The sequence below is a fragment of the Mesomycoplasma moatsii genome, assembly GCF_045276915.1.
Classification (GTDB): Bacteria; Bacillota_I; Bacilli_A; order Mycoplasmatales; family Metamycoplasmataceae; genus UBA710.
This window is the reverse complement of record NZ_CP174166.1, coordinates 578,461-604,911: the sequence shown is the minus strand read 5'-3', so window position 1 is coordinate 604,911 and position 26,451 is coordinate 578,461. Positions and strand designations below refer to the sequence as shown.

Sequence of the window (26,451 nt, the reverse complement as noted above, 5' to 3'; positions counted from 1 at the left end):
CTTTTGGAATATTTACTAAAATGTTTATTAAACATTTTTTGTGTGTGACTTTTACAACAAAAATGAACATATTCAATTAAGTAAAGTAAGTTATATAATAGAATTTATTAACTTATGAAACAAAAAACACAATCAATAACATTAATAAAAAAATTATACTTTTTGTTATTTCTAATTTGTTTTGTTTCTGTAGTATTGTTTATTTATCGTATCATCACTTCTCTAGAAATAAATACCCCCAATAAGAATCCATGAAAAACACTAGATAAATTTACTTGAGAAAGTAATATGTTGATTTCTTTATATACTTTTTTTTATGTTTTCAAACCTAAATATAGTTTTATGAAAAATGACTCCTTCTTTTTGTCAGTATTAACTTATATTACTTTTACTTTTATTGGATACAATGTAATTTTGAATACTTCTTCTTTAGGTTATGCTTTTTTAAAAAACTATAATTTATTTGAGTCTATATGAGTACATGCCATATGTCCTTCATTATTTATTGCGTTAGGTATTTTTAAAATATTTAGAGAAAATAATTTGAAAATACTATCTTTAGATCTTAAAAATTCATTGTTTTTGATGATGATTTATGTTGTTGTGTATTGTTTATATCTAATTATAATTCCATATATTTATAATACACATGATGAAACTACTTATTCTGTATATGGAAAATTTACAAATACAAAAGATTATCCACAATTAGCTTATCCAATAATAATAGGCGTGTGTTTTGTCTTTTTTCCAAGTGTTTATATAGGTTATTTTCAGTTACAAAAATATGTTATATCTAAAAATAAATTTTAATTAGTTGTTATCTGTTTTTAAAATTGCAAGAAATGCTTCTTGTGGTACTTCAACTCTTCCAAATGCTTTTGAACGTTTTTTACCTTCTTTTTGTTTTTTTAATAGTTTTTGTCTTCTTGTTACATCTCCACCATAAAGTTTAGCTGTTACATCTTTTCGATAAGCTTTAATTGTTTCTCTTGCAATAATTTTTGTTCCTATGGCTGCTTGTACAGGCACTTCAAAATTTTGTCTTGGTATAACTTCTTTTAACTTTTTAGTCAAATCTCTAGATTTACTATAAGCAAAATCTTTATGAACGATAAAACTAAAAGCATCCACTTTTTCTCCGTTCAATAATATATCTACTTTTTCTAAATCACTTTTTCTAGATTCAATTATTTCGTAATCAAATGAAGCATATCCTTTAGAAACAGATTTTAATTTGTCGAAGAAATCATAAATAATTTCTACTAAAGGTAATTCATAAATAATTTTTCTTCTAACATTATCAATATATTCTAAATCAATATAAATTCCTCTTTTATTTTGACATAATTCCATGATTTGACCAACAAATTCTTTATTAACTAGAATAGTTGCTCTAATAAATGGTTCTTTGATATACTCTATATAACTTTTGTCAGGAAAATCTGTTGGATTAGCAATAATATCTACATTCCCATTTGTTCTATAAATCTCAAATTCAACACTTGGTGTAGTGGCAATTATTGATATATTAAATTCTCTTTCTAATCGTTCTTTTAAAATTTCCATATGTAGAAGACCGAGAAAACCTATTCGGAACCCAAATCCTAAAGCTTTTGATGTTTCGGGTTCATAGGTAATTGAAGAATCTGAAAGAGATATTTTAATAAGAGCATCTTTCATTTTGTCATAATCCATTGTATCGATTGGATAAAATCCACAAAAAATAACAGGATTTAGTTTTTTGTATCCTGGCAAAGATTTAGGAGTTGGATTGTTTGTTAATGTAATAGTGTCTCCAACAGACACATCTTTCGCATCTCTAATAGAAGCAGCAATTCACCCTACTTCGCCAGCAGACAATTTTTCTTTTCTAACTTCATGTGGTTTTTTAACCCCTAATTCAGTTACATGAAATTTTTTATTAGATGACATAAATTCAAATTCATCACCTACTTTTATTGTTCCATCAAATATTCTGGTTAAAATAACAACTCCGCGATATGGATCAAAATAAGAATCGAAAACCAGAGCTTTTAATGGTTTATTATCATCACATTCTTTAGGGGCAGGAATTCTTTCAATAATAGCATCAAATACATCATTAATTCCGATTCCATTTTTTGCAGAAATTAAAATCGCATTATCTGCTGGAATACCTATAACATCTTCGATTTCTTTTTTTACTCTTTCTGGATCAGCAGAAGGTAAATCAATTTTATTAATAATTGGAACAATTTCTAAATTATTGTCTAAAGCTAAATAAACATTAGATAATGTTTGTGCTTCTATTCCTTGAGTAGCATCAACAAGTAATAGTGCTCCTTCACAAGCTGCTAAAGATCTAGAAACTTCATAAGTAAAATCTACATGTCCAGGAGTGTCAATTAAATGAAAAACATAATCTTTGTACTTAATTTGTGCTGCATTTAGTTTTATGGTTATACCACGTTCTTTTTCTAAATCCATAGTATCTAAATGTTGTGCATTAAGTTCTCTTGTTTCGATAGTATTAGTGAATTCTAAAAGTCTATCTGCCAGTGTGCTTTTTCCATGATCTATATGAGCAATAATTGCAAAATTTCTAATTTTATTTTTATCCATGTTGTTTTATTATACAAATTAACTTATTATCATTAAAAAATAATAAAAGCTTAGAGAACCTAAGCTTTTCAAACATATTTACAAAATATTGAATTACTGTGTCAATCCAACAGCTTCTTTTAAATTTTTGGCTGGTTTAAATTTTGGAACATTTTTTCCAGGTATTTTAATTTTTTGTCCTGTCATTGGGTTAGTAGCAATTCTTTCTTTTTTTAATTTTTTAACAAATGTTCCTAAACCTGGGATTGTAATTTCGTGTCCAATTTGCATTTCAGAAATAATGATTGATACTAATGTGTTAATTGTTAAATTTACATCATTTTTTGGTAATTCTACAATGTCTGCAATTTTTGTAATTAATTCTGATTTTGTTAATTTTTCTTTTTTTTCTGCCATATATAAATTCCTTCTATAAAATTTTCTGCTAACAATTAACAAATTATATTAAAATTAGTCAAATTTTTAAAAATCTATTTTTTTCTGCGAATTTTAATACTAAAAAAAATAAAATCATAAAAGTTTAGCAATGTGAGAAAATCAATATTTTATCTAAATTGTTTGTTAAATTGTGTCATTTTTAAAATTCAGTATTTCTTCAACCTCTTTTTCTTGCAAAGATGAATAAGATATTAATGCTTTTGTTTTTCCTAATTTTTCAACATCTACTTTTATTTGCATAGATTGTTCATCTTCAACATCAAAATTTTCCAACATTTTATTAATTAATTTAATAATTATTTCCAAGTTATCTACTAACGAATATTTTTTGAATAAAAAATATAGAGAAAAAACTCTCTCGTCTTTTTTTAACTTTTTTATAGGATCTCTTCTTATTCTTTTCATTTCATCTTTAATTTTTTTATTAAATATTCTTTTCATATTTTTGTTTATATAATCTTCTATCTCTTTTTCAGAAAAATTAAATTCATTTTTAAGGACAATCTTTATCCCTTTAAACCAAATATCTAATAAATTTTGTACTTCTTCATATTTACTATTTGACATTTCTATTATTTCAAATAAATAGCTAGCTTCTTCTTTAAAAAGATAACCTAATAATAAATGTGTTGAATTAATAATTCAAAATTTTCGAAATAAAAAAGGGTCAAATTTATCTACCCATATAATATCTTTATTCAAAAATACACACTTTTGTTTTTGTGTTTTATCAAGAATAATTTCAAAATATTTTTCGGTAAAAATATTTAAAGAATTTTTTTTATTTGATATTGGTACTATTCTATCTACTAGAGCATCAATATAATTTGATTCTTTATCGTTTAGTATGTTTTTTAGTTTACTAGAAGCTCTAAATTCATTTTCAAATGCAATAATATTTATGTTATTTTTTGTAGATAATTTTCTTACAAGAAACAATAAATCATTTTTTATATTATTAAAATTTTGAGTTCCTATAGAGGTAGAAATTAAACGTATTTCATATTTATCTTGTAAAAAATCTAAATTTACTTTTTTTACAGAATCAAAAGCTAAAAAATCTTCAATAATTTCATTAGTATTATCATCATAACTAATTATATATTTTTGCTCTTCTTGCATCGTTTTTATTAATTTTTTGTCAGTATCTATAAAAATTGGGAAAATATTATTCTTTTTATATACGCTTGCAATTAATCCTCTACCGATATTGCCGGCACCAAAATGAATAGCTGCTATTTTTTTCATTTCAAATTTTTCTCCGCTCATTCTATATCTTTTTGTATTGTTATTTTTCTTAGATCATTGATCTGATTCAAAACTTTAATTTTAAATTTTTTCTTAATCAAAATATCACTTAAATCTAAATCATTTGTAGCATTTAAAATATCTTCTTTATATTTTTCTAGATCACTCCAAAAAAATGATTGCGGATTATAACCGGCCATAATATTTTGTTTTTTAATAACTTCTACAATTTCATTCTTGGAATTAATTTTAAACATTGTGTCATAAACAATATTACATGAAATCAATCCGCAATTTTTTGTAGCATTTTGTTTGTGTAAATTTATATCTTTTTTATCTAACATTATTCTAGCAGCTTCATGAATAAAAATAAGATCATCAGAACTTGCAATCTTTTGTATTTCTTTAAAACCATTTTGCAAGGATTCTAGTCTAGTTTGTCCATTTTTACAAAAAATAACATTGTTAAAATTTGTTATTTTATCTTTATATTGAAAATCTATAACAAGAATTATTTTATCTAGTTCTTTATGTATTTTATTTAAAAGATAATTTATAATGTACTCATCATTTATTTTGTGGTATTGTTTTGGAATTTTTAAACCTGTTCTAGATCCTATTCCACCGGCTAAAAGTATCATATAATTCATAGAATAAATATTATAAATTTTAACTAATAATTATTTAAATAAAATTTATAGTAACAAATGGTAATAAAGCAATAATTATTTATCTTTGAATTTTTTTAGTTTTTGTATAGGTTTATAAGAAAAACGATGTATTTTTTCTAAAGCACCAAATTTTTCTAAAGCTTCTAAATGCTTTTGAGTTCCATATCCTTTATTATATTTAAAATAAAATTGAGGATATTGTTTATCTAAATTGTTCATTATTCTATCTCTAATAACTTTGGCAATAATTGATGCTGCTGCAATGCTTTGAGATTTTGTGTCACCCTTAATAATGGAAGTAAAGGGAATTATTTGGCTATTAATTTTTTCTGCATCTAGTAGTGCATAATCAATTATATTTTTGTGTTTAGTAAGCAAATATTCCATTCCAATTATTGACACTTTTTTGGGATTGTGTTTATCTACAAAAGTAGGCTCATAAACAACCCAATCTACTAAAATAGCGTTATTTAATATTATTTGAAATAATTCTTCTCTTGTTTTTTCATTTAATTTTTTTGAATCATTAATTTTTTCATTTTCATAGTTTGGATGAAAAGCACAAATTGCTACAACAAGTGGTCCAGCTCAGCATCCACGTCCAACTTCATCTAATCCTGCGATGTGTTTATATCCTTTTTGATATAGTTCATTTTCGTAAAATTTCATAGAGTAATTATATTTTTAAATAATGAATTTAGAAGCTTTAATAGTTTTTTTGTAAATTAAAATAAAATATATCTAAACCCAGTCTATATATGAATGAATTTGAAAACAAAAATTATTATGAAATTTTAAATATAAACCAAGATTCAAGCAAAATAGAGATAAAGAAAGCTTTCAATATTTTAGCTAAAAAATATCATCCTGATATTTCTAAAGAAAAAAATTGTGAAGAAAAATTCAAAATCATTTATAAAGCTTATGAAACTTTGTATGATGAAGACAAGAAATTAGAGTATGATAATTGATTAAAATCAAAAACTCGCTATACTTCTGAATATTCTAATTTTAATCATGACTGAGAAGAGAAACATTTTGATCCAACTTGAATTGAAAAAGTAATTATAGAATTTAATATCGACAAATTAAAAGATTGTAGAAAATATTTGAGTAAGTTGTCTAATTTAGAAAAATTACAAACATTTGAATTTTTTTGACTTTCTTTTTGAATGGGCTCAAATATTTCTATAAATTTGATTAAAAAGAAAATATTTGTTCATTTATTTGATTTATTCTTTGATTCAATTGATAAGAGTTTTGTTTTAAATTTGGCAAATAATTTAGTAAATATTGAAGATAAAAAAAGTTATACAAAATATGTGCAAGAATTAAATTGGGAAATTAAAAGAAATATAAATGATGAATCTACAACTGATTTTGTTGTGAATTTAATAAATGAAGATAATGTATTTGATAGTGATGTTGCACCAATATTAGCCTTAATTAATTACACAATAACTAAAGAATTAATTCAAAATATTGAACAAATTTTAAATAATAATTTTATTGTTGAAAATCATCAATCACAAAATTTACAAATTGATACTTCAACATCAAAAAATAAATCTATTTGAAGTTTTGTCAAGATATTTTTAATTATTGCAGGAGTAATTGTACTTATCTTTTTTATTTATAAAATCTTTTCTAATTAATTAAATTTCACTTCCATATAATTAATATTTTTTCCTTTTTGTGATCATTTAATTTCGTAACCAGTTTTTACATTTTTTTTATCTTTATCTGAATTATGCAAATCATTAGTTTCATAAATAATTTGAGCTCCATATATTTTAATCTCTTCTCTAGATCAATCAAAGAATTGATCGTTGTCTGTTTTAATTTTTAAAATTCCATTTTTGGATAACAACTTTTTATATATATTTAAGAAAGATTTATATGTTAATCTTCTTTTATAATGTCTTTTTTTAGGTCAAGGATCTGAAAAAGTCAATCATATTTCATCGACTTTATCTTCAAAAGATTCACTTAATTTAGCTATATCTTCGCAAATAATAAAGAAATTATTTAGTTCTAATTCTTGAGCTCTTTTCATTGCTTGGAAAGCAACTGTAGGAAATTTTTCAATTCCAATATATGTTTTTTGTGGATTTAATTGTGCAAGTTGGGTCAACATTTCTCCCTTGCCCATCCCAATTTCTAATACAATGGTTTTGTTTAATTTAATAGGGAATTTTTGAATTAAGTACTTAGATTGTTCCAAATATTCTCTGGCTTTAGGATTATTTCTTAATCTCATAATAAAATTTATTCCTCATTTTTAATTTCATTCATTAAACTTGTTAAATTTCATTCGTCAGTTTTTTCTTTTTTAAAAACAATAACTCTTCCATCTTCTTTATGATAAACTCTTCCCTCTTCATCTAAAATTTTTAGAGTTGCCATCATTAGAGTTCCTGTACCCTTACCAGTGATTATTATTAATTCGTAATCATAAGATGTATCCAAGTTTAGAAGAGAAACCAAAATTTCTCTAGTCGCTTCTTCAACAGTAAGTCCATGTAAATCAATAGTCATAATTTATATTGTAAAACTAAAACAAATTTATAATATTTTTTATGCAAAAAACAACAACAAAAACTTTACAACCAACTTTTTGAAAGTTGTTTTGATTATTTTTAAAAATTTCTTTTTTTAGTTTTGGTGGTGGCAATGCAATGTTTCCTATGATTAGACAATATTGTGTTGAAAAAAATAAATGAGTTAGTGATCAAGATATAGATGATATTTTAGTTATTACAAATTCGTTGCCAGGTGCAAGTGCTGTTGAAGGAATAATGTATATTTCGCTTTTGTTATTAAAATCTAAATGAAAAGCAGCATTAGTCACAAGTCTATCTCTATTACCTCATACTCTTTTATTTTTTGTGCTATTTTTTTTAAGTAATAAATATATTCCAACTGAATATTTAAAAATTATTTATGTTGCTGTTATTCCAGTGATTATTGCTTTATTATTAAATATGAGTTTAAGATATTTGAAAATTAATCGAAATGAATTACCAGTTACTATTCATTGATTAATTTTTGTAATTACTTTATCTTTTAGTGTTTTAGTTCCAGTTCCTTATTGTATTCCTGTTTTTGTCATTGTTTTTTTTGTTATATGTTTATTAGTTTATAAATGAATAAAAAACAAGAAACATAAAGGAAAAAAGAATGATTAGTGCATTAGTTGTTCTTTTGGGTTGTTTGATTATTTCAATAGTTATTTTTGGTGGAGCTCAAGTATTTATTCCTTATTTTAAAATTTTATTAGTTGACATCTTAAAAGTAAGTGATCAAGATTGAGACTCGGTTTTGTCGATCGCAAATTCTACGCCAGGAGTTTTTGGTTTAAAACTTGGACTTGTGTCTGGTTATCTTGCAGCAAATGGTGAGTGATGAGGATGAATATTAATGATTTTGACTTATTTGATAGTTGTATTCATTCCAATAATAATAATTATTTTAATTTTTAATAAGTATCAGAAAATAAAAACTAACAAATTTATGATTTCATTTTTAAAAATTATGAAACCCATTATCGCAGGAATATTAATTTCAGTTGTAATTAATTTAAGTGTGTCACTGATTATTCCGTTTGTTAACTTTAATAATTTGAATGATTATATAAGCCTTGAAAAAGACAATTTTTTTATTAAATGAAGATATTGAATGTTGTTGGGTTGATCATTTACATCAATTCCTATAGATTTTTATTTAATAAGAAAATTTAAAATTAATACTATTTATTTAATCTTAATTAATATTCTTTTGTGCTTAATTTTATTTGAACCTTGAATTATCTAATTTTTTGTATTAATTTTATTTTGAAACTCAATATATTTTTTAAGTAGTTTCAAATTTATTTATGTGTTTTTGTATCAATTATTCAAATTTAGATGCATCAAAAATAATGTTATTATTTAAATTAATTTTCAATAATTGCATTTTTCCGTCTGTAGAGATAATTTCTTCTTTTTTTAAGAAATTAGTTCAATCATTATTTAAACTCGTACTAAAATTGTTTACTGAATTTAGCAAAAGATTTATGTATGAATTAAATTGAGTTGAATTTTCAGAATTACTATATCAATTAAATTCAAATAATTGTCTTTCATCATCTCCAGGAGCAAAACCAGAATTAGGAGTTTTTTCTATTACATTTGTTGAATAAATGTTTGTAGGTAATATTATTGTTGAAAACTTTTTGTCTACAACGTTATAATAAAGTTTTGTTCCTTGATAGATAAATTGATTTTTAACTAATTCTTTTATTTTTTCATCTTTAATTGAATTCAAAATTTTTCTTTGTTCTCTTGTCATTTTGGTTGTTAACATAATAGATTTATTGTTATTCTTAGATGAAATCATTTTTGTATTTGTTTCTTCATCATTAGTTCAAAAATCAATTTTAAAATTTAAAACATATGTTCCAGATGAAAAAATATCTCTTAATTTTTCTTCTTCATTAATATTTTCTTTTTCAAAATTAATTATTGAAATTTTATATTCAAATGATTCAATATATTTTTTAAATTTTGAGTAAGTTTTTTTCTTATCGTCTTTTACATTTTCATCATCAGCTGTGCAAGTTTCAGATAAAAATGAACCAAAATCTATAATATCATTTGATAAGTTTGTTTCTACAGAACCTGAAGAGGATCTTGGATTTTTAATTGCTTGTCACAACAAATAAAAACAATATGTTTTCATTATTAAGTTGTTTTTATAATCATTTTTTAAAGTGTTGTTAATTTGTGTTTCAAGATCTTTAACAGTTAAGTTAAAAATACTATTTTTAATAATATCATCCATTGATAAGTTTCAAATATTAGAGTACAAAGTTTCATTTTCAGAAACTTTATAATTATCATTGTTATTTTTTGAACATGAAATAACTAAAGAGATTGGAGTTAAAATAGTGGCAACACTACTACCAATAACTAAAAATCATTTCTTTGAAAAACCCATATAGAGTTTATTTTATCATTTAAAATTGTATTAATAGGTTTTAGTTTATTTAGTGAATGAGGTCATATTTATGGGTTTTTTTAAAAAATTAAAAGATAGATTATTTGGTAAAAATGAAGATTCAAAAGATAAAAATTCTAAAGAAATAATTATTAATAAAGAATCTCACAATGATAATAATTTTGAATTTATTAACGAAACAAAAGAGCAAAATATTGTTGAAAAACAAGAAATAGAAAAAGAAATAGAGACAAAAAACATAAAGAAAGAAAATGTTAAGAAAAAACTTAGTCGTGAAGAAAAGAAAAATTTAACAAAAGAAGAAATTAAAGCTTTTAAAGAACAAACCCAATTATTAAAAAAACAAGAAAAATTGGATAAAAAGCAAGAAAAAGAAAGAATCAAACAATTAACTAAAGAAAATAAATTAAATAAATATGTTGCTGGATTGTCAAAATCAGGAATAAATTTAACTAAAAAAATAACAGAACTTCAAGCTGCACATAACAAACTAGATGAAGAATTTTTTGAAGAATTAGAAGAAATATTAATTATGTCTGATATTTCTGTTTCATTAGTATATGTTATTATTGATGAGATTAAAAAAGAAGTTAAGCTTGAAAATGTAAAAGATAAATCTTTGATTGCAGAAATTATTGCTGATAAAATGTTTGCTATTTACGCAAATCAATCAGCAGTAAATACAAAATTAAATTTAGATCATGAGGGTTTAAATGTTTTATTGGTTGTTGGTGTTAATGGTTCTGGTAAGACTACATCTATAGCTAAGATTGCATATAAATTGATTAATGAGAATAAAAAGGTTTTGTTAGCAGCAGGTGATACATTTAGAGCAGGTGCTGTTGAGCAATTAAAAGTATGAGCAAAGAGATTAAACATTGATATTGTTTTGCCAGATAAAGAAGGTGCAGATCCTGCATCTGTTGTTTATAAAGCTTTTGAAAAAACGCAAAAAGAAAAATATGATGTGTTAATAATTGATACAGCAGGACGGCTACAAAATAAAGTTAACTTAATGAATGAGTTAGCAAAAATTAATAAAATAATTGAAAAATTTGTTCCGGGCGCTCCTCATGAATCATTATTAGTTTTAGATGCAACAACAGGGCAAAATGGTGTTATTCAAGCTCAAGCATTTAAAGAAGTTACTCCTCTATCAGGAATTGTTCTAACCAAAATGGATGGAACATCAAATGGGGGTATTATTTTAACTATTAAAGATAAATTAGATCTTGATGTTAAGTTAATTGGTTTGGGCGAAAAAATGGATGATCTTCAAGAATTTGATTTAGATTCTTATATTTATGGACTAATGAAAGAGTTAATTCCTAATGAAAAGTAATATAGATATTAATGAAAGAGAAAAATATTTAAAAGCTTTTGAAAAATATAAACATATTTTAACAACTAATCAAAATCAAGTTTTTCATTTATATTATATCGAGGATTTATCTTTATCTGAAATCGCAAATATTCTTGCTACTACACGATCAAATGTTTATGATACTTTAAATAAAGCAAGGAATAATTTAAAAAAATTTATTGATATCGATTAATTTTTTCTATTAATAGAAGATTTTGCTTAATTGTAGATCCTGCAACATAATTACAATTACCATTTTTAGCAGTTACTCTATGACAAGGAATAATAATTAAAATTGGATTTGTTTTACAAGTATTACCAACAATTCGAGCATAATTTTTGTTACCTAGTTTTATTGCAATATCTTGATATGTTTGTGTTTTTCCATAAGGTATTTTGGTTAATTCATTTAAAATTTGTTTTTTTAATTTAGTTACATTTAAAGATATGAGTAAATCAAATATTTGTCTTTGACCATTAAAGTATTCTTCTAATTGTTTAAATGCATCTTCGATCAAAATCGTGAGAATGTATTTACAATTTGTGATTTTAATTTTTCCAAAATGTAAAAAAGTAATACTATCTTTATTTGTTGCAATAGTAATTCAACCTAATTTAGTATATTTATAATAATAAAATAAATGATATTTATTTGAATTTAATATTGATAAGTGCATATCTGAATTTTAAGAGTATTTAATTTTAAAATTATCTAATAATTTTTTTCTATAAACTATAAAAGTACTAAAATTAATTGAGGTGTTGTTAATAATCACAACACCTTTAATTCTAAAATATGACGAACAAACTTAGAAAAAAGATGTACATTACTTTTAGTTTTTTAGTAGGGATAAGTATATTAGTTTTTTCTATAGTATGTTTTATTAATTGATCTTTATTAACAGGTTTTTTATTGGGAACAAGTATTAGTTTCCTTATGTACCTACTTAATGAAGTTTATGTATCGCATTTATTATCAAAAAGAAGGTCTTTTAAGTTTGCGTTTTTTGTAGGAATAACTAAATCTTTAATTTTAGTAGGATTAGTTATTGCTATCTTGACTGGTGTTCTTTTTGCTAATAAGCAATTAAAAAGTTCTTGAATAAATGGTGTTTTTAATGTTTTTACATTCATCTACGGAACTACAACAATACCAATAGCAATTATTATCTATAATCTTGTTGATATTGTTAGAAAAAAAGATAAACGCAAAAAAGTTAAAGGAGTATAGATGGAAGTTCTTGGAGAAAATCTTTGATCATGAGAGCAACCTCAACTTATAACACTAATATATGTAACTGTTCTTTTAACTATTATTTCGGTTATTGTTTATTTTAAAGTTAAAAAAGTAAAACCTGATGAAGTGCCAACTGGTGTAGCATTTGTTGCCGAACAATATGTTGGTCTATTTAATAATGAATTTCAAGGAATTACAGGTGGTAAGATTGACCGCGTGGGACCTTATATTTTTACACTATTTACTTTTTTAATTGTAGGCAATACTTCAGGTTTAATTGCTTTAGAACCTGCAGTAACTTCTTACACTGTTTCATTAACTTTAGGGTTAATATCTTGAATTGGAATTTATGTTTTCGGGATTATTTATCAAAAACTTTCGTTCTTTAAAAGATATATTAATCCTATTGAATTAATAGGTCAGTTTTCACCATTAATTTCAATTTCGTTCCGTATTTTCGGAAATATTATTGGTGGAACTGTGATTATGTATATTATTTATTGATTTACAAGTTATCTTTGAGGTTTCATTCCTGTTATTGGCGAAGTAAATCTATTAGGAATGATTATAGCTCCTTGATTACATATGTATTTTGATATTTTTGATGGTCTTATTCAAGCGTATGTTTTTGCTTTACTAACAGGTATTTATTGAACTCAGGAAGTAAATGAAGGGTTAGAAATAAAAGAAGCAAAAGAACATAAAAAACAACAAGTCAAAGATATTAATAAAAAACAAGATAAAGTAGTGATTGCTTAGATATATAAATAAGCATCAAAAAGTTTAAAAGTAATAAAATAAAGTTTAGTTTAATAAATTAATTTAAAGGAGTAAAAAATGGCAGCAACATTAGAATGAGGATTAGTAGCTGTTGGAGCTGGATTGGCTGGTGTAGGTGTTCTAGGTACTGGGATAGGTCAAGGATATGCAACAGGTAGAGCAGCAGATGCTGTTGGAAGAAACCCAGAAGCAGAAGCCGCAATTAGAAAAATGTTAATTATGGGTCTTGCTATTACTGAGTCAGCAGCTATCTATGCTTTAGTTATAGCTATTTTATTAATTTTTGTATTTAATAAAACAGTCTAGTTATTTATTCAAAAAAATTAAGGATAAAAATGTTAGATAAAATAACAAATTTTGCATCTATTGTAACAAGAGGAAGTCAAGAAAAACCTGGAGCTCCAGGGCTTGCTGAAAAATTAGATCAATTAATGCCATCTGTTTATATATTGGTTGCAACATTAGGTGCTTTGTTGGTTTTATTGATTATTCTTACAAAGTTTTTGTATAACCCTGTTAAAAAAATGGTTCAAAGAAGAAAAGAATTCATTCAAAAAAACATTGATGAATCAATCAATGCTAAAAAAAATGCCTTTGATTTAGAAAATGAAGCAAGAATGAAACTACAAGAATCTAAAAATATTAGAGAAGATTTGATTGCAAAAGCCAAAATAGAAGCAGAAGCAATTAAACATCAATATATTGAACAGGGTAAATATGAAGCTGAAAGAATAATTAAAGAAGCAAAAGATGATATTAAAAACAAAAAATTAAGTTTAGAAAAAGATGCTTATAACGAAATTGTTTCAGTTGCTATAGATGTTTCAGAGAAAATTATTAGAGAGAAAATTTCTGAAAAAGAAGCAAAAAAATATTTAGAAGAATATTTAGGAAAAAATAATGTTTAGAAATGAAACTAAAATTGGTTATTCGTTAGCACTTTTAGATATTGCTAAAGATGAAAAAAAAGTTAAAGATTTTTATAAACAATCCAGTTTATTGGTATCAATTTTAGAAAAAGAAGAAAAATTTATTAAGATTCTAGATAATAGCAATATAAATTTTTTGGAAAAACAAAAAATTATTGAAAAAGTTTTTAAAGGATTTCATTGATCGTTTATTAACACGGCATTAATACTATCTTCCAAAAATCAATTCAAATTTTTTGAAGATATATTAAAAGAATTAATTGGACGTTTGCAAGAAATTTTAAAAATAAAACAAGGTATTGTGTATTCAACAAAGTTATTAAAACCTGCAGAAATAAAAAAACTTGAACAAAAGTTATCTAAAGAATATCAATATGAAGTTAGTTTAGTTAACTTAATTGATAAAGAATTGATTGGTGGTTTTAAAATCAAGATTGATAGTATTGTAATTGAAGATTCGATAAAACTAGAATTAGAAAATATGAAAAAAACATTAAAACTAACAAAAGGAGGTGTGTAGAGGTATGGCTTTAAATGCAAATGATATTTCTTCAATTATTAAGAAACAAATTAAAGAATTTTCGAAAAAATCATATAGTAAAGAAACTGAAGAAGGTCAAATTTTATCAGTTGGTGATGGTATAGCATTAGTTTCTGGCTTAGACAAAGTTAAGTTGGGAGAGCTTTTAGAATTTGGTGATGATATATATGGGATGGCTCTAAATCTTGAAGAAGAAGCAGTTGGTGTCGTTTTGATGGGATCAGCAAATTCTATAAAAGAAGGTCAAAAAGTTACAAGAACAAAAAAAGTTGTTTCGGTTGGTGTTGGTGATGAATTAATTGGTCGTGTTATCAATGCTTTAGGCGAACCTATAGATGGTAAAGGTCCAATTAAAACTAAAAAAGAAAGAACAATTTTTAGAATAGCTCCTGGTGTTATGACTCGTGAATCTGTTAATCAACCATTAGAAACAGGATTAATTTGTGTTGATTCATTAGTTCCGATTGGTAAAGGACAAAGAGAGTTAATTATTGGTGACCGTCAAACTGGAAAAACCTCAATTGCAATTGATTCTATTTTGAATCAAAAAGGGAAAAATGTTAAATGTATTTATGTTGCAATTGGACAAAAAAATTCAACAGTTGCTCAAATCGTACAAAAATTAAAAGTTAATGGTGCAATGGAATATACAACAGTTGTTATTGCTGGTGCTAGTGAATTAGCTCCATTACAATATTTAGCTCCATATACAGGAGTAACAATTGCAGAAGAATGAATGGAAAATGGTCAAGATGTGTTGATAGTTTATGATGATTTGACTAAACATGCTATTGCATATAGAACATTATCATTATTGTTAAGAAGACCGCCTGGACGTGAAGCATATCCAGGAGATGTTTTTTATTTACATTCTCAATTATTAGAAAGAGCAGCAAGAGTTAATAAAAAAAATGGTGGTGGTTCAATTACTGCTTTACCGATTATTGAAACTCAATCTGGCGATATTTCTGCTTATATTCCAACTAATGTTATTTCAATTACTGATGGTCAAATCTTTACTTCAGAAGCTTTATTTAATTCGGGACAACGTCCTGCAATTGATGTTGGTTTTTCAGTTTCAAGGGTAGGTTCATCGGCACAAATAAAAGCTATGAAACAAGCCACTTCATCGTTAAAATTAGAATTATCACAATTTAATGAAATGCAAGCTTTTGCTCAATTTTCATCAGACTTAGATGATTCAACCAAAAAAATACTTGATCATGGTAAAAAAGTTTATGAAATTCTTAAACAACCACAATATTCACCATTAGATCAATCAATCCAGATTTCTATTTTGTTTATTATCAAAAACAAATTAATTGAAAATATACCTTTAAGTAATGTTCAATTATTCAAAGAAGAATTAATTAAATTTATGTCTACTAATCCAGAAGGAACTGCAATTAGTAATGAAATTAGTCTAACAAAAGAAATAACAAAAGATTTAGAAACAAAAATGTTATCTAGACTAAAACAATTTGTTGATGAATTTATTAGAAGTCAAGGGATTGAAATTAAAGAAAATAATGAAGGAGTAAAATAAAAATGCCTTCATTAAAAGATGTTAAAACACGAAAAGATGTTGTTGGTACTATTAGAAAAATAACAAAAGCAATGGAGCTTGTCGCAACATCAAAAATTAAAATTGCTAAACGATATTTAGATCAAGTTTTGCAATATTCATCTAGAATTGAAGATGTTTTTTACAATATGGATGTCAAAATACATGATTGATCCAAAATTATAAAAACTGATTTATCTAAACCAAGAGCATTTATTGTTATTACTTCGGATTTAGGAATGTGTGGAGCTTATAATTCAAATATTATTAAACTCGCAAAAAACACAATTAGAAAAGATGATTATTTATTTATTATTGGTTCAAAAGGAATTAAAGCGTTAAAAAGAATTTTTGACACAAAAAAAATTGTTATGACCTTTGAAAATGTTGGTGATGAACCAAATTATGGCGTAATTGAAAAAATTGTCGATAAAGTGTATCCAATGTTATTGAATTTAGAAATTCATTCAATCCATATATTAAGTACTAAATTTATCAATTCAATTACTTATACACCAGAAGATAAAAAAATTTTTCCATTTTCAAGAAAAAGACATGATGAATTATCTAAAAATAATCAAGTTTCAAAAAATGCTGAATTTGAACCTAATGCTGAAACAGTTGTAAAAAATGCTTTACCTTTATATTTTGGAGCAATTATCTATTATTCAATGGCATCATCTAAAGTATCTGAAGTATCATCAAGAAGAATGGCAATGGAAAATTCTTCTGATAATGCATTAGATATTATTAATGATTTAGAAAAACAATATAACAAAATAAGACAAACAAAAATAACACAAGAAATTACAGAAATTGTAGCAGGAGCGCAAAATGAATAAAAATATTGGGAAAATAGTTCAGATATTAGGTCCAGTTGTTGACGTCCGTTTTGATAAAACTAAAATTCCTGCAATTTTAAATGCCCTAGAATTAAATTACGAAGGTTCAAAATATGTTTTTGAAGTAGCTCAACATATTGGTGACAATACTGTAAGAACTATCTCAATGGGTACAACCGAAGGTTTAATTAGAGGATTAGAAGTAACTGATACAGGAGCACCTATTTCTGTTCCTGTTGGTAAAGAAGTTTTATCTAGAATGTTTAATGTTTTAGGAGATCCAATTGATGAAAAACCTGCTCCTAAGGCAACTAAATATATGCCAATTCATCGTCTTGCACCAACATATGAGGAACAAAAATCTTCATCTGAGATCTTAGAAACAGGAATTAAAGTTATTGATTTATTAGTTCCATATGTTAAAGGTGGAAAAATAGGTTTATTTGGTGGTGCTGGAGTTGGTAAAACTGTTTTAGTACAAGAATTAATTAATAACGTCGCAAAACAACATGGTGGACTTTCAGTTTTTGCAGGAGTTGGAGAAAGAACACGTGAAGGAAATGATTTATTTTATGAAATGATAGCTGCAGGTGTTATTGATAAAACAGCATTAGTATTTGGGCAAATGAATGAACCTCCAGGGGCAAGAATGAGAGTTGCTTTAACAGGTTTAACAATGGCTGAATATTTTAGAGATGAATTAAATCAAGATGTGCTTCTATTTATTGATAATATTTTTAGATTTACTCAAGCAGGTTCAGAAGTTTCAGCACTTTTAGGTCGTATGCCTTCAGCTGTTGGATATCAACCAACTCTTGCAACAGAAATGGGACAGCTACAAGAAAGAATAACTTCAACTATTAAAGGTTCAATTACTTCTGTACAAGCAGTTTATGTTCCTGCTGATGATTTAACAGACCCTGCACCAGCAACTACATTTACTCATTTAGATGCTAAAACAGTTTTAGATCGTAATATAGCTTCATTAGGAATTTATCCTGCTGTTGACCCCTTAGGCTCAACATCTAGATTATTAGATCCATTAGTAGTTGGTAATGACCATTATGAAACTGCGCGAAGAGTTCAAACAATTTTACAAAGATTTAAAGAATTGCAAGATATCATTGCAATTTTAGGAATGGATGAATTATCAGATGAAGACAAATTGGTGGTTCATCGTGCAAGAAGAATTAGAAACTTTTTATCACAACCATTTGATGTTGCAGAAAAATTCTCTGGTATACCTGGTAAATTTGTCAAATTAGAAGATAACATAAGATCTTTTAAAGAAATTTTAGACGGGAAACACGATGATTTACCAGAAGAAGCTTTTTTATATGTAGGTACTATTGAAGAAGCGGTTGCTAAAGCAAGAAAGAATTAAATAATGCAAAAAACAAAATTAAAAATATCAACTCCATATGGTATTTTTTTTGAGGGTGAAGTTGAAATAGTTACAGTTAAAACTTCAGAAGGTTACATCGGTTTACAACGTAATAGATTACCTTTTATTTCTTCAATCGAAATATCTTCGTTGTTTGTGACAATTGAAAGAACTAACAAAAAAATAGCAGCTATTGGTGGCGGAATTGTTTTTGTTGAAAAAACATATATTGATATTTTTACTGATGATATTCAATGAAAAGAAGATTTAAATAAATCAGAAATTCAAAAAATTATTGATGAAGCTCATCGTAAAATTGAAGAACAAAAGCATGATAACACTGAAATACACAAAAATGAACTTGTTCTTAAAAAAGCGCTTAATAAATTAACATTATTAGAAAAATAAAATATAAAATTAAGATTCTATGTTAAATGAATCTTATTTTTTTATAAAAAATAAAAGTCGTAATTTGGTTAATGACTTTTTAAAATCTATGAATAAATATATTTATAAAAAAACAATTAACCAAATGAAATTATTAGAAATTTATGGCATCAATACTAATTGTGTTTCTATAAAGAAATTCCAAAATGATATTTGAAAAATTCGTGCAAAAGATGCATCAAATAATGTAAGAGTTTATTTTTATATGATTGAAAACAAAATTTATTATCTTTATGCTTTTTATAAATCAACACAAAAAACACCAGAAAACAAGAAAATTGTAATAAATAATTTAAAAAAAGAACTTTTAATTTCATTAAAAAAAAGAGATTTTGAATTATATTTAGAGAAAGTTGATTTTAATTTATTGGAACAAAAGTAATTTATAGCTTAAAACTTATTTTTTTAAGTAGACTAGTAGCGTTTTTTGTTTTTTTAAATTTTATTCAATAATTTTATAAATTAAAACTCAAATTTTTGTAAAAAGCTGTATAATTCAAGAGCTTTTATAGCAATTTAAAATAATATTGTAGTAATTTATTTAAGGTATATTTGTGAGTAATTCGCTATAAATGAAAGCATTAGGAATAAATTAACAATTTTTATTTTAATTATTAATTACTTTTAAAAAATATTATAAAAACTAGGAGAAATTTATGGCAACTTTAAGAGGTTCATCTTTTAAAAGATCAAGAAGATTGGGTTTTTCAATTTTAGAAACAGGAAAAGAATTTGCAAAAGGTAAAGGAAGACAAACAGTTCCTGGTCAACACGGAAACAAAAGAAGACCAAAACTTTCAGATTATGGGTTACACTTATACGAAAAACAAAAAGTTAGATATATGTATGGGATTACTGAAAAACAATTTAAAAACACATTTTATAAAGCAGCCAAAAGACCAGGTCAAGCAGGTGTTAACTTTCTACAGATGTTAGAAACAAGATTAGACTCTGTTGTATACCGTACAGGTTTAGCTGAAACAAGAAGACAAGCGAGACAACTTGTAAATCATGGTCACTTTACTTTAAATGGACATAAGGCAAATATTCCTTCAATGCAAGTTAAAATTAATGATGTTATTGAATTAAAAGAAAAATCAAGAAAAAATGTTCAAATATTGGAAACTAAAACTAGAAGAGAAGTTGCTCCATGATTGAGTGCTTCAAATGAGTTTAAATTTATTTTAGATAGATTACCTGAAAGAAAAGAATTAAATAGTGAAATTAATGAATCATTAATTGTTGAGTTTTATTCAAAATAATAAAAGAGGTTTTAATAATGTCAACAGGCGGATGAATTGGTTTAGTTATAGGTTTGGGTATTGCTTTGTTTATTATAGGAGCAGTTTTGGCGTTTTTTTTAACTAAAAGAATGTTTGAAAAACAAATTAAAGAGAACCCCCCGATTACTGAAAAGATGATTAGAGCTATGTTTTTACAAATGGGAAGAAAACCGTCAGAAGCTCAAATTAAAGCAGTAATGCGTTCAATGCAAAATGCAAAAACTAAAAAATAATAATGGAACAAAAATATATATGTGGAAAAAATAGTGTTCTTGATGCAATTGAAAACGGAATTGCTATCAAGAAAATTTATGCGATAAAATTACCTAATTTTAATACTAGAAATATAAAAATAAAAATAGTATCTAAACATTTCTTAGATAATCTAACCGATTTGAACCATCAAGGAATAGTAGCAATTCTTGAAGAAAGATTTGATTATCATGATTTTGAAAAAATGATTAAAGAAAAACCAGATATTATTTTAGTTCTTGATCATATTATGGATCCTCAAAATTTAGGTGCTATTTTAAGAGTTGCTAATGGTTCTGGTGTTAATAATATTATTTTACCTCGCGATCGTAGTGCACAAATAAATGATGTTGTTCTAAAAGTGAGTTCAGGCGGTTTTGCGGGATTAAATATATCTCGCGTTAATTCATTGCAATCTGCTTTGGAAAAATTAAAAAATATAGGATATTGAATTTATGCAAGCGCAATAGAAAAAGGAAATAATTTTCAAAAAATAAAATATAACTTACCGATGGTAATTGTTGTAGGGAATGAAGCTAAAGGTGTAAGTAAAACAATACTAAATATTAGTGATCAAAATATTTTTATTCCGATGTATGGTAGTGTTCAATCATTAAATGTTTCTGTTGCAACTGGTATATTACTTTATGAAATAATTAAACATAAAAATTTTTAATTTTATTAATAAATTAATAATGTTATAAATTTTTAACAATTATTTTTATTAATTTTTCTTTGTATTTTAAACTTTCTATAACGTTATCGAAATAGTTAAAAGAGGTTAAAATGAGAAAAATTAAAAAAGTTTTTTCGACTTCAGTTATATTAACTTCATTGTCATTTATACCTATTGTTTTAGTAAATTCATGTGGTTTTAACAAAGAATTTTATTCAAACAATGATATTGGTGGTTTAACTGATTGATTAGGACAAACTAAAGATAGAGTCGAAGCTAAAGCAAAAGAAATTAGAGCAAAAGAATCAGGAAATATCAATGTAGGAACTGAAAATGAAATGAGTATTGAACAAGCAAAAAAATTGCTAAACCAAAAAACTATTTTAATTTCAACTGGTGGAAAAGTAAATGATAATTCATTTAATCAATTAGTTTGAGAAACAGTTTCATCATTTTCAAAATCTATTGGAAATAATAAAAATAGATATTATGAAACTCAAGCAATAGATCAAAATATGCAAAACGATGCATATAATTATGCGATTAACAACGGATTTAAAATTTGAATTCTAACAGGATTCCAGCAAGAAACGTTGTTAGGTAACTGATTAAAAATAGGTAAAAACAAAGAAAGATTTGATAAAGCAGGAATAAAAATTATTACTGTTGATTGATATAGTAATTCTCTAACTCAACCAGGAAGATTATTAGGTTTAAATTTTAAAACTCAAGAATCTTCATTTGTTGTAGGTTATTCTGCATCTAAATTAGTTTCTGAAATTTATCCTGGAATAGACGATAAGAGTATTAAAAATAGATATTTTAATACCTTTGCAGGAGGAGATTTTTCGGGTGCAACAAATTTTAACTATGGATTTTATGAGGGATTAAGAAAATGAAATAGCGAGCAAATTGATAATTCCACAAAAGTTGCTTCCACAACAGTATCTAAAAATGTTTCGGTTGACTTAAATACTTCATTTGCAATTACTAATGATTCAAGAGCTAAAGTAAATAATGCAATTGATGGATATAGTTCTCAAAATGCTCCGAAAGTTTCAATGCCTGTTGCAGGATCATTAACATCGATAGCTTTAGATCGTGTACAAGAAAAAAAATCTGAACAATGAATAGTTGGGGTTGATACTGATATGGCTAAATCTTTTAACACAATGAAAGATTTAATTTTAACTTCTTCAGAAAAAAAGATTTCTATTGCTCTTTATAAAGCATTATCAACATTTTATGGATTGAGTGAGGAATTAGACGGAAATAAAATAAATGATATTAGAATGGTTTGAGATAATGAAAATTATTTAATTCAACAAAAACAGCAAAATAGAAATGTTAATGATAATTTGTCTTTAGTATCTAATTACAATTTCGTTGGTGGATATAGTGAAGATTTCGTTTCTGTATCTAAATCAACATTAAATCCAAATCTTAAATTTGCAGCTGATCATAAAATTGAGTCATTAAGAAATAAGACGTATGCTCAAAGATTTGATGAGATTGTTGTGGAAACATGAAACAAATTTTTTGGAGAAGATAAAAAATCTGGAGAGTTTGAAAAAAATAAACCAAGTGAATTGGAAATATATAATGGCCCAATATTTTTTAATAATCCTAAATACGGTGGAATGACAGCTAATAATTTAGATAATTATTTCAATTTAGCTATATTTGGTGGTACAGCTAAATTTTATGTATATGAACTTGATAAAGATGGAACGATTAAATTGGACGAACAAGGAAAACCTATTTTAAAAAACGAGGAAGAAAGAACAATTGTTGGTATTAATAGTTGATTAAGTTCACTAACTTCAGAAATAAATTAAGAGAGGAAAGAGAAAATATGAATGAAATTGAATTTATTAATATTACAAAAGAGTTTTCAGGATTTTATGCCAATAAAAATATTAATTTAGCTGTTAAAAAAGGAACAGTGCATGCTCTTGTTGGAGAAAATGGTGCAGGTAAATCTACATTAATGTCAATTCTTTTTGGTATTTATGAACCAACTTCAGGAATAATTAAAATTAAAGGTAATCCTACTATTATTAAAAATCCATCTCAAGCTTCAGATATTGGAATTGGAATGGTTCATCAACATTTTAAATTGGTTGACGTTTATACAAATTTAGAAAATATTATTTTAGGTTCTGAATTTACAAAAGCAGGTAATATTTTAGATTTAAATAAGTCAAGAATTAAAATTGAAATTTTTCAAAAAACATTTAATTTAAATTTTGATCTTAATCAAAAAACAGGTGAGGCAACAGTTGCAACCCAACAAAAAGTTGAAATAATGAAGATGTTGTATCGTGATGCAGATATATTAATTTTTGATGAACCAACTGCTGTTTTGACCCCACAAGAAATTGATGAATTATTGAAAGTTATTGAATTTTTAAAACAAAAAGGTAAAACAATTATTTTTATTTCTCATAAGTTATGAGAAGTAAAGAAAATTGCAGATGAAGTAACTGTTATAAGACATGGGCAAGTTGTTAAACATTATCCATCATTAAAAAATATTTCTATTAGTACTATCGCAAATGACATGGTTGGGAAACACATTGTAGAAGCCAAAAACACCGATCATTCTTTTTCAGATGAAGTTGTATTTAAATTAGAGAATGTAACATTTGAAAAATTGAAAAATGTTAATTTAGAAGTAAGAAAAGGAGAAATTGTTGCGATTGCAGGTGTTGAAGGTAATGGTCAAGAAGAGTTAGAACAAATTATTACTGGCATAAGAAAACCTGAAAACGGAAAAATAATCATTAACAACAGAAATGGCGAAAAAGATATTACTAGTTTAGGCGTTAAAAAGAAAAATAAAGAATTCATTTCTGTTATTCCAGCTTATCGTCATAAACATGGTTTGGTGTTAGATTATACAATTAGCGAAAATTCAATTATCAGGAGATTAGAAGATTCTCATATGGTAAACAAATTTACTAAAATCATTAAGAGAAAAAATCAAAATAAATTTTCTCAAGAAATTACTGATTTATTTGATGTTCGCGGTACCAACGAAGGAACTTCTTTGGCAAGAACGCTTTCAGGAGGAAATCAACAAAAAGCAATTATTGGACGTGAAATTTTGACTGATCATGATTTTCTTTTAGTAGTTCAACCCACAAGAGGTTTAGATATAGGTGCTATCAATTATATTCATAAACAAATAATAGATGAAAAAGCAAAACAAAAAGCAGTTATTTTGATTTCTTATGAATTAGATGAAGTAATTTCATTAGCAGATACTATTGCAGTTATCAACAAAGGAGAAATTCTTGGGAAAGGACCAATTGATAGTTTTACAAGGGAACAAATTGGTCTTTTAATGGCAGGAATTAAACAAGATTAAAGGAGAAGGGAATAAAATGGATACAGCAAATTTAAGAATATGGGATTCATTTAAATACAAATTTTTTAATGAAAAAGGATACACAACACGCAGAAAAATATATAACACTTTATGGGCTGTATTATTTGGATTTATTATTAGTGGAATCATTATTGTTTTTACTGGTAATAATCCTTTCTTGGTTTTTGCTTCTTTGTTTGAACAAGGGGCCACAACATTTGGTAATAAGTTGATTTCTGTTTTTATTGCTTATTTATTTGCTTCGCTTGCTGTAGCAATTTGTTTTAAAGCAGGATTATTTAATATTGGTATTTCGGGCCAAATGATGGGAGCAGGATTTACTACTTTATTAATTTTTCGTTCAGAATTATTGACTCAATCAGAAATTGGAGCAGGATCAATTGTATTAGCGTTTTTTGTAGCTATGTTTATTGGAATGTTAATTGCTTTAATTGCTGGATTTTTAAAATCTACTTTTGGAATTAATGAAGTTGTTTCAACAATTATGTTAAATTGAGTTATTTTTTTCTTAATTAAATTTTTTATTCAAGATTTAGCAACTTGAAATATTAATGGACAAGCTAAAGAATTTTTAGCAAGCGGAGATTCTTTGGCGTCTAATTTATCAATTGGTTATATAATGCCTTCATTCTTTTATCCACAAAATGTTGGACATTCTTGATATGCAAATTATTGAAATTGAGTAATTATTTCATTAGGAATTTTTGTTGTTGTATTCATTTGATTTATATTATCTAAAACATCATTTGGTTACAAAATAAAAATGATCGGTTTAAATAAAGATGCTTCTGAATATTCAGGAACAAATCAAAAATCGCTGACTTTAATTGTAATGGCAATGAGTGGAGCTCTAAGCGGAATAGCAGGTTTCATTTGATACACTGGTCAAGGAGGTCAAATTGATGTAGCAGAACAGCCCCTACTTGCTGGATTTGATGCAATAGCAATTTCTTTACTTGTATTTAACGATCCAATAAGTATTTCAATTTCATCATTAATGTATGGAATGCTATCAATTGGATCAAATGGATTGTCTTCTGAATTTTCAGGAATGCAAAAAGAAATTAATCAAGTAATTATTGGTGCTTTTGTTTATTGCGCGGCAATTACAGTAGTTTTTTCTAAATTAAATGTTTTTACTTGAATAAAAAGATTTTTTATTTTATGTAGATATGAAGAACATAAAGTTGCTACTGTCAATTATTGAAAAGCAAGGGTTAGATATTACATTTCTTGATTTAGCACACAGAAAGAATTAATTGAATTAAAAAATAATAATAAACCAAATAATATTGCTAATAAGAGATTCAAGAAGAAGAAAGAACAGTTAGAAAAAAAATACATTCATAAAGATTGAATTAAGTTTGATATTAATAAACTAAATGAAAAAGAAAAAGAAGAATATTTAGATAAAATTAAGCAATTTAAATTAGAAAAAGAAAAAGATTGAGAAGAAGCAAACAAGTTATATTGGAAACAAATTAAATTAACATATAAAGAAAATGTTCATAAATTAGAATTAGAATATGCTCAAAAATATAATTTGTCACAATTTAAAATTAATAATTTATCTGAAAATGATCAAATCGAATATTTTGAAAAATTAGTAGAGTTAAAAAGATTACAAGATAATGATTTATCAAAAGCTAAATATTTTGATAAAAATCCAATTAAATCTAAGAGAATTGTTGAATTTCAAGAGATAAAAAAAGAATATTATGCTTTAAAAAAAGAATTATTAAAAGAGTATGAAGAGAAAAAAGAGCTTAAGAAAATAATTAAGTTAGGAGGAGAATAAGT

Annotated in this window: 31 protein-coding genes; 22 read left to right on the top strand and 9 right to left on the bottom strand. The window is 25.4% G+C overall.

Going from position 1 to position 26,451, the window contains the following annotated elements; all coding sequences use genetic code 4:
• Positions 1-114: 114 nt before the first annotated feature.
• Positions 115-813 (top strand): DUF1600 domain-containing protein, encoded by a 699-nt coding sequence (locus ACJA28_RS02940; protein ID WP_022935036.1) that lies wholly within the window; start codon positions 115-117, stop codon positions 811-813.
• Here the strand turns inward: ACJA28_RS02940 and lepA are convergent, their stop codons facing one another.
• From lepA to ACJA28_RS02915, 5 genes are all read right to left on the bottom strand, one after another.
• Positions 814-2,604, bottom strand: a complete 1,791-nt coding sequence (gene lepA, locus ACJA28_RS02935) for a translation elongation factor 4 (RefSeq protein ID WP_022935035.1) — start codon at positions 2,602-2,604, stop codon at positions 814-816.
• Between the two features lie 93 nt (positions 2,605-2,697).
• Positions 2,698-3,000 carry an HU family DNA-binding protein gene (locus tag ACJA28_RS02930; protein ID WP_022935034.1) on the bottom strand — a complete coding sequence of 101 codons (303 nt, stop codon included), beginning with the start codon at positions 2,998-3,000 and terminating at the stop codon, positions 2,698-2,700.
• Positions 3,001-3,165: 165 nt separating this feature from the next.
• Positions 3,166-4,311, bottom strand: a complete 1,146-nt coding sequence (locus ACJA28_RS02925) for a hypothetical protein (RefSeq protein ID WP_022935033.1) — start codon at positions 4,309-4,311, stop codon at positions 3,166-3,168.
• On the bottom strand, positions 4,278-4,940 hold the full coding sequence (locus ACJA28_RS02920) for a 2-C-methyl-D-erythritol 4-phosphate cytidylyltransferase (protein ID WP_022935032.1): 663 nt from the start codon (positions 4,938-4,940) through the stop codon (positions 4,278-4,280). The genes ACJA28_RS02925 and ACJA28_RS02920 overlap by 34 nt, the downstream gene beginning before the upstream one ends.
• A 75-nt stretch (positions 4,941-5,015) precedes the next feature.
• Complete coding sequence (locus tag ACJA28_RS02915) at positions 5,016-5,630, bottom strand: ribonuclease HII (protein WP_022935031.1); 615 nt, start codon at positions 5,628-5,630, stop codon at positions 5,016-5,018.
• Positions 5,631-5,719: 89 nt separating this feature from the next.
• Between ACJA28_RS02915 and ACJA28_RS02910 the strand changes: the two genes are divergently transcribed.
• Positions 5,720-6,616 (top strand): DnaJ domain-containing protein, encoded by an 897-nt coding sequence (locus ACJA28_RS02910; RefSeq protein WP_022935030.1) that lies wholly within the window; start codon positions 5,720-5,722, stop codon positions 6,614-6,616.
• Here ACJA28_RS02910 and trmB read toward each other — a convergent pair.
• Together trmB and ACJA28_RS02900 are read right to left on the bottom strand one after the other, a co-directional pair.
• On the bottom strand, positions 6,613-7,221 hold the full coding sequence (trmB, locus tag ACJA28_RS02905; protein WP_022935029.1) for a tRNA (guanosine(46)-N7)-methyltransferase TrmB: 609 nt from the start codon (positions 7,219-7,221) through the stop codon (positions 6,613-6,615). The two genes, ACJA28_RS02910 and trmB, sit on opposite strands and share 4 nt — an antisense overlap.
• Before the next feature lie 8 nt (positions 7,222-7,229).
• A complete protein-coding gene (locus tag ACJA28_RS02900) occupies positions 7,230-7,499 on the bottom strand; it encodes a Smr/MutS family protein (RefSeq protein ID WP_022935028.1) in 270 nt (89 codons plus the stop codon).
• A 41-nt stretch (positions 7,500-7,540) separates the two neighbouring features.
• On the opposite strand from ACJA28_RS02900, the gene ACJA28_RS02895 reads away from it, so the two are divergent.
• Both ACJA28_RS02895 and ACJA28_RS02890 read left to right on the top strand, forming a co-directional pair.
• Positions 7,541-8,149: a chromate transporter gene (locus ACJA28_RS02895; protein WP_022935027.1), complete on the top strand. Its 609-nt coding sequence runs from the start codon at positions 7,541-7,543 to the stop codon at positions 8,147-8,149.
• A complete protein-coding gene (locus tag ACJA28_RS02890; protein WP_022935026.1) occupies positions 8,142-8,774 on the top strand; it encodes a chromate transporter in 633 nt (210 codons plus the stop codon). Before ACJA28_RS02895 ends, ACJA28_RS02890 begins: the two co-directional genes overlap by 8 nt.
• Positions 8,775-8,852: 78 nt before the next feature.
• On the opposite strand, the gene ACJA28_RS02885 is transcribed toward ACJA28_RS02890, so the two are convergent.
• Positions 8,853-9,938, bottom strand: coding sequence for a hypothetical protein (locus tag ACJA28_RS02885; RefSeq protein WP_022935025.1), 1,086 nt, complete (start codon positions 9,936-9,938; stop codon positions 8,853-8,855).
• Positions 9,939-10,008: 70 nt separating this feature from the next.
• Here ACJA28_RS02885 and ftsY point away from each other — a divergent pair, with 70 nt between their 5' ends.
• On the top strand, positions 10,009-11,301 hold the full coding sequence (gene ftsY / locus ACJA28_RS02880; protein ID WP_022935024.1) for a signal recognition particle-docking protein FtsY: 1,293 nt from the start codon (positions 10,009-10,011) through the stop codon (positions 11,299-11,301).
• A complete protein-coding gene (locus ACJA28_RS02875; protein ID WP_022935023.1) occupies positions 11,291-11,515 on the top strand; it encodes a sigma factor-like helix-turn-helix DNA-binding protein in 225 nt (74 codons plus the stop codon). The genes ftsY and ACJA28_RS02875 overlap by 11 nt, the downstream gene beginning before the upstream one ends.
• Here ACJA28_RS02875 and ACJA28_RS02870 read toward each other — a convergent pair.
• Positions 11,499-11,999, bottom strand: a complete 501-nt coding sequence (locus tag ACJA28_RS02870) for a methylated-DNA--[protein]-cysteine S-methyltransferase (RefSeq protein ID WP_022935022.1) — start codon at positions 11,997-11,999, stop codon at positions 11,499-11,501. The two genes, ACJA28_RS02875 and ACJA28_RS02870, sit on opposite strands and share 17 nt — an antisense overlap.
• Positions 12,000-12,259: 260 nt before the next feature.
• On the opposite strand from ACJA28_RS02870, the gene ACJA28_RS02865 reads away from it, so the two are divergent.
• From ACJA28_RS02865 to ACJA28_RS02790, 16 genes are all read left to right on the top strand, one after another.
• Entirely contained in the window at positions 12,260-12,553 is a 294-nt protein-coding gene (locus ACJA28_RS02865) for a hypothetical protein (RefSeq protein WP_033379012.1), read from the top strand.
• Positions 12,554-13,318 carry a F0F1 ATP synthase subunit A gene (locus ACJA28_RS02860; RefSeq protein ID WP_022935020.1) on the top strand — a complete coding sequence of 255 codons (765 nt, stop codon included), beginning with the start codon at positions 12,554-12,556 and terminating at the stop codon, positions 13,316-13,318.
• A 90-nt stretch (positions 13,319-13,408) separates the two neighbouring features.
• The gene (atpE, locus tag ACJA28_RS02855) at positions 13,409-13,645 is read left to right on the top strand and encodes an ATP synthase F0 subunit C (protein WP_027121665.1); all 237 of its coding nucleotides are present in this window, start codon (positions 13,409-13,411) and stop codon (positions 13,643-13,645) included.
• Between the two features lie 29 nt (positions 13,646-13,674).
• Positions 13,675-14,247 (top strand): F0F1 ATP synthase subunit B, encoded by a 573-nt coding sequence (gene atpF, locus ACJA28_RS02850; protein WP_022935018.1) that lies wholly within the window; start codon positions 13,675-13,677, stop codon positions 14,245-14,247.
• On the top strand, positions 14,240-14,788 hold the full coding sequence (gene atpH, locus ACJA28_RS02845; RefSeq protein ID WP_022935017.1) for an ATP synthase F1 subunit delta: 549 nt from the start codon (positions 14,240-14,242) through the stop codon (positions 14,786-14,788). The genes atpF and atpH overlap by 8 nt, the downstream gene beginning before the upstream one ends.
• Before the next feature lie 4 nt (positions 14,789-14,792).
• Complete coding sequence (gene atpA / locus ACJA28_RS02840; protein WP_406602193.1) at positions 14,793-16,355, top strand: F0F1 ATP synthase subunit alpha; 1,563 nt, start codon at positions 14,793-14,795, stop codon at positions 16,353-16,355.
• 2 nt (positions 16,356-16,357) lie between these two features.
• Complete coding sequence (gene atpG / locus ACJA28_RS02835; protein WP_022935673.1) at positions 16,358-17,215, top strand: ATP synthase F1 subunit gamma; 858 nt, start codon at positions 16,358-16,360, stop codon at positions 17,213-17,215.
• A complete protein-coding gene (gene atpD, locus ACJA28_RS02830; protein WP_022935674.1) occupies positions 17,208-18,599 on the top strand; it encodes a F0F1 ATP synthase subunit beta in 1,392 nt (463 codons plus the stop codon). Before atpG ends, atpD begins: the two co-directional genes overlap by 8 nt.
• 3 nt (positions 18,600-18,602) lie before the next feature.
• Positions 18,603-19,007 (top strand): ATP synthase F1 subunit epsilon, encoded by a 405-nt coding sequence (gene atpC, locus ACJA28_RS02825; protein WP_022935675.1) that lies wholly within the window; start codon positions 18,603-18,605, stop codon positions 19,005-19,007.
• A gap of 19 nt (positions 19,008-19,026) precedes the next feature.
• Positions 19,027-19,428, top strand: coding sequence for a type II toxin-antitoxin system RelE/ParE family toxin (locus tag ACJA28_RS02820; protein ID WP_022935676.1), 402 nt, complete (start codon positions 19,027-19,029; stop codon positions 19,426-19,428).
• A 274-nt stretch (positions 19,429-19,702) separates the two neighbouring features.
• Positions 19,703-20,308 (top strand): 30S ribosomal protein S4, encoded by a 606-nt coding sequence (gene rpsD, locus ACJA28_RS02815; RefSeq protein ID WP_022935677.1) that lies wholly within the window; start codon positions 19,703-19,705, stop codon positions 20,306-20,308.
• Between the two features lie 17 nt (positions 20,309-20,325).
• Positions 20,326-20,562 (top strand): YneF family protein, encoded by a 237-nt coding sequence (locus ACJA28_RS02810; protein WP_022935678.1) that lies wholly within the window; start codon positions 20,326-20,328, stop codon positions 20,560-20,562.
• A gap of 2 nt (positions 20,563-20,564) precedes the next feature.
• Positions 20,565-21,257 (top strand): 23S rRNA (guanosine(2251)-2'-O)-methyltransferase RlmB, encoded by a 693-nt coding sequence (gene rlmB, locus ACJA28_RS02805; RefSeq protein WP_022935679.1) that lies wholly within the window; start codon positions 20,565-20,567, stop codon positions 21,255-21,257.
• Between the two features lie 110 nt (positions 21,258-21,367).
• On the top strand, positions 21,368-23,095 hold the full coding sequence (locus tag ACJA28_RS02800; RefSeq protein ID WP_406602192.1) for a hypothetical protein: 1,728 nt from the start codon (positions 21,368-21,370) through the stop codon (positions 23,093-23,095).
• 17 nt (positions 23,096-23,112) lie between these two features.
• On the top strand, positions 23,113-24,630 hold the full coding sequence (locus tag ACJA28_RS02795; protein WP_022935692.1) for an ABC transporter ATP-binding protein: 1,518 nt from the start codon (positions 23,113-23,115) through the stop codon (positions 24,628-24,630).
• A 16-nt stretch (positions 24,631-24,646) separates the two neighbouring features.
• Complete coding sequence (locus ACJA28_RS02790) at positions 24,647-26,449, top strand: ABC transporter permease (protein WP_022935693.1); 1,803 nt, start codon at positions 24,647-24,649, stop codon at positions 26,447-26,449.
• Positions 26,450-26,451 lie beyond the last annotated feature (2 nt).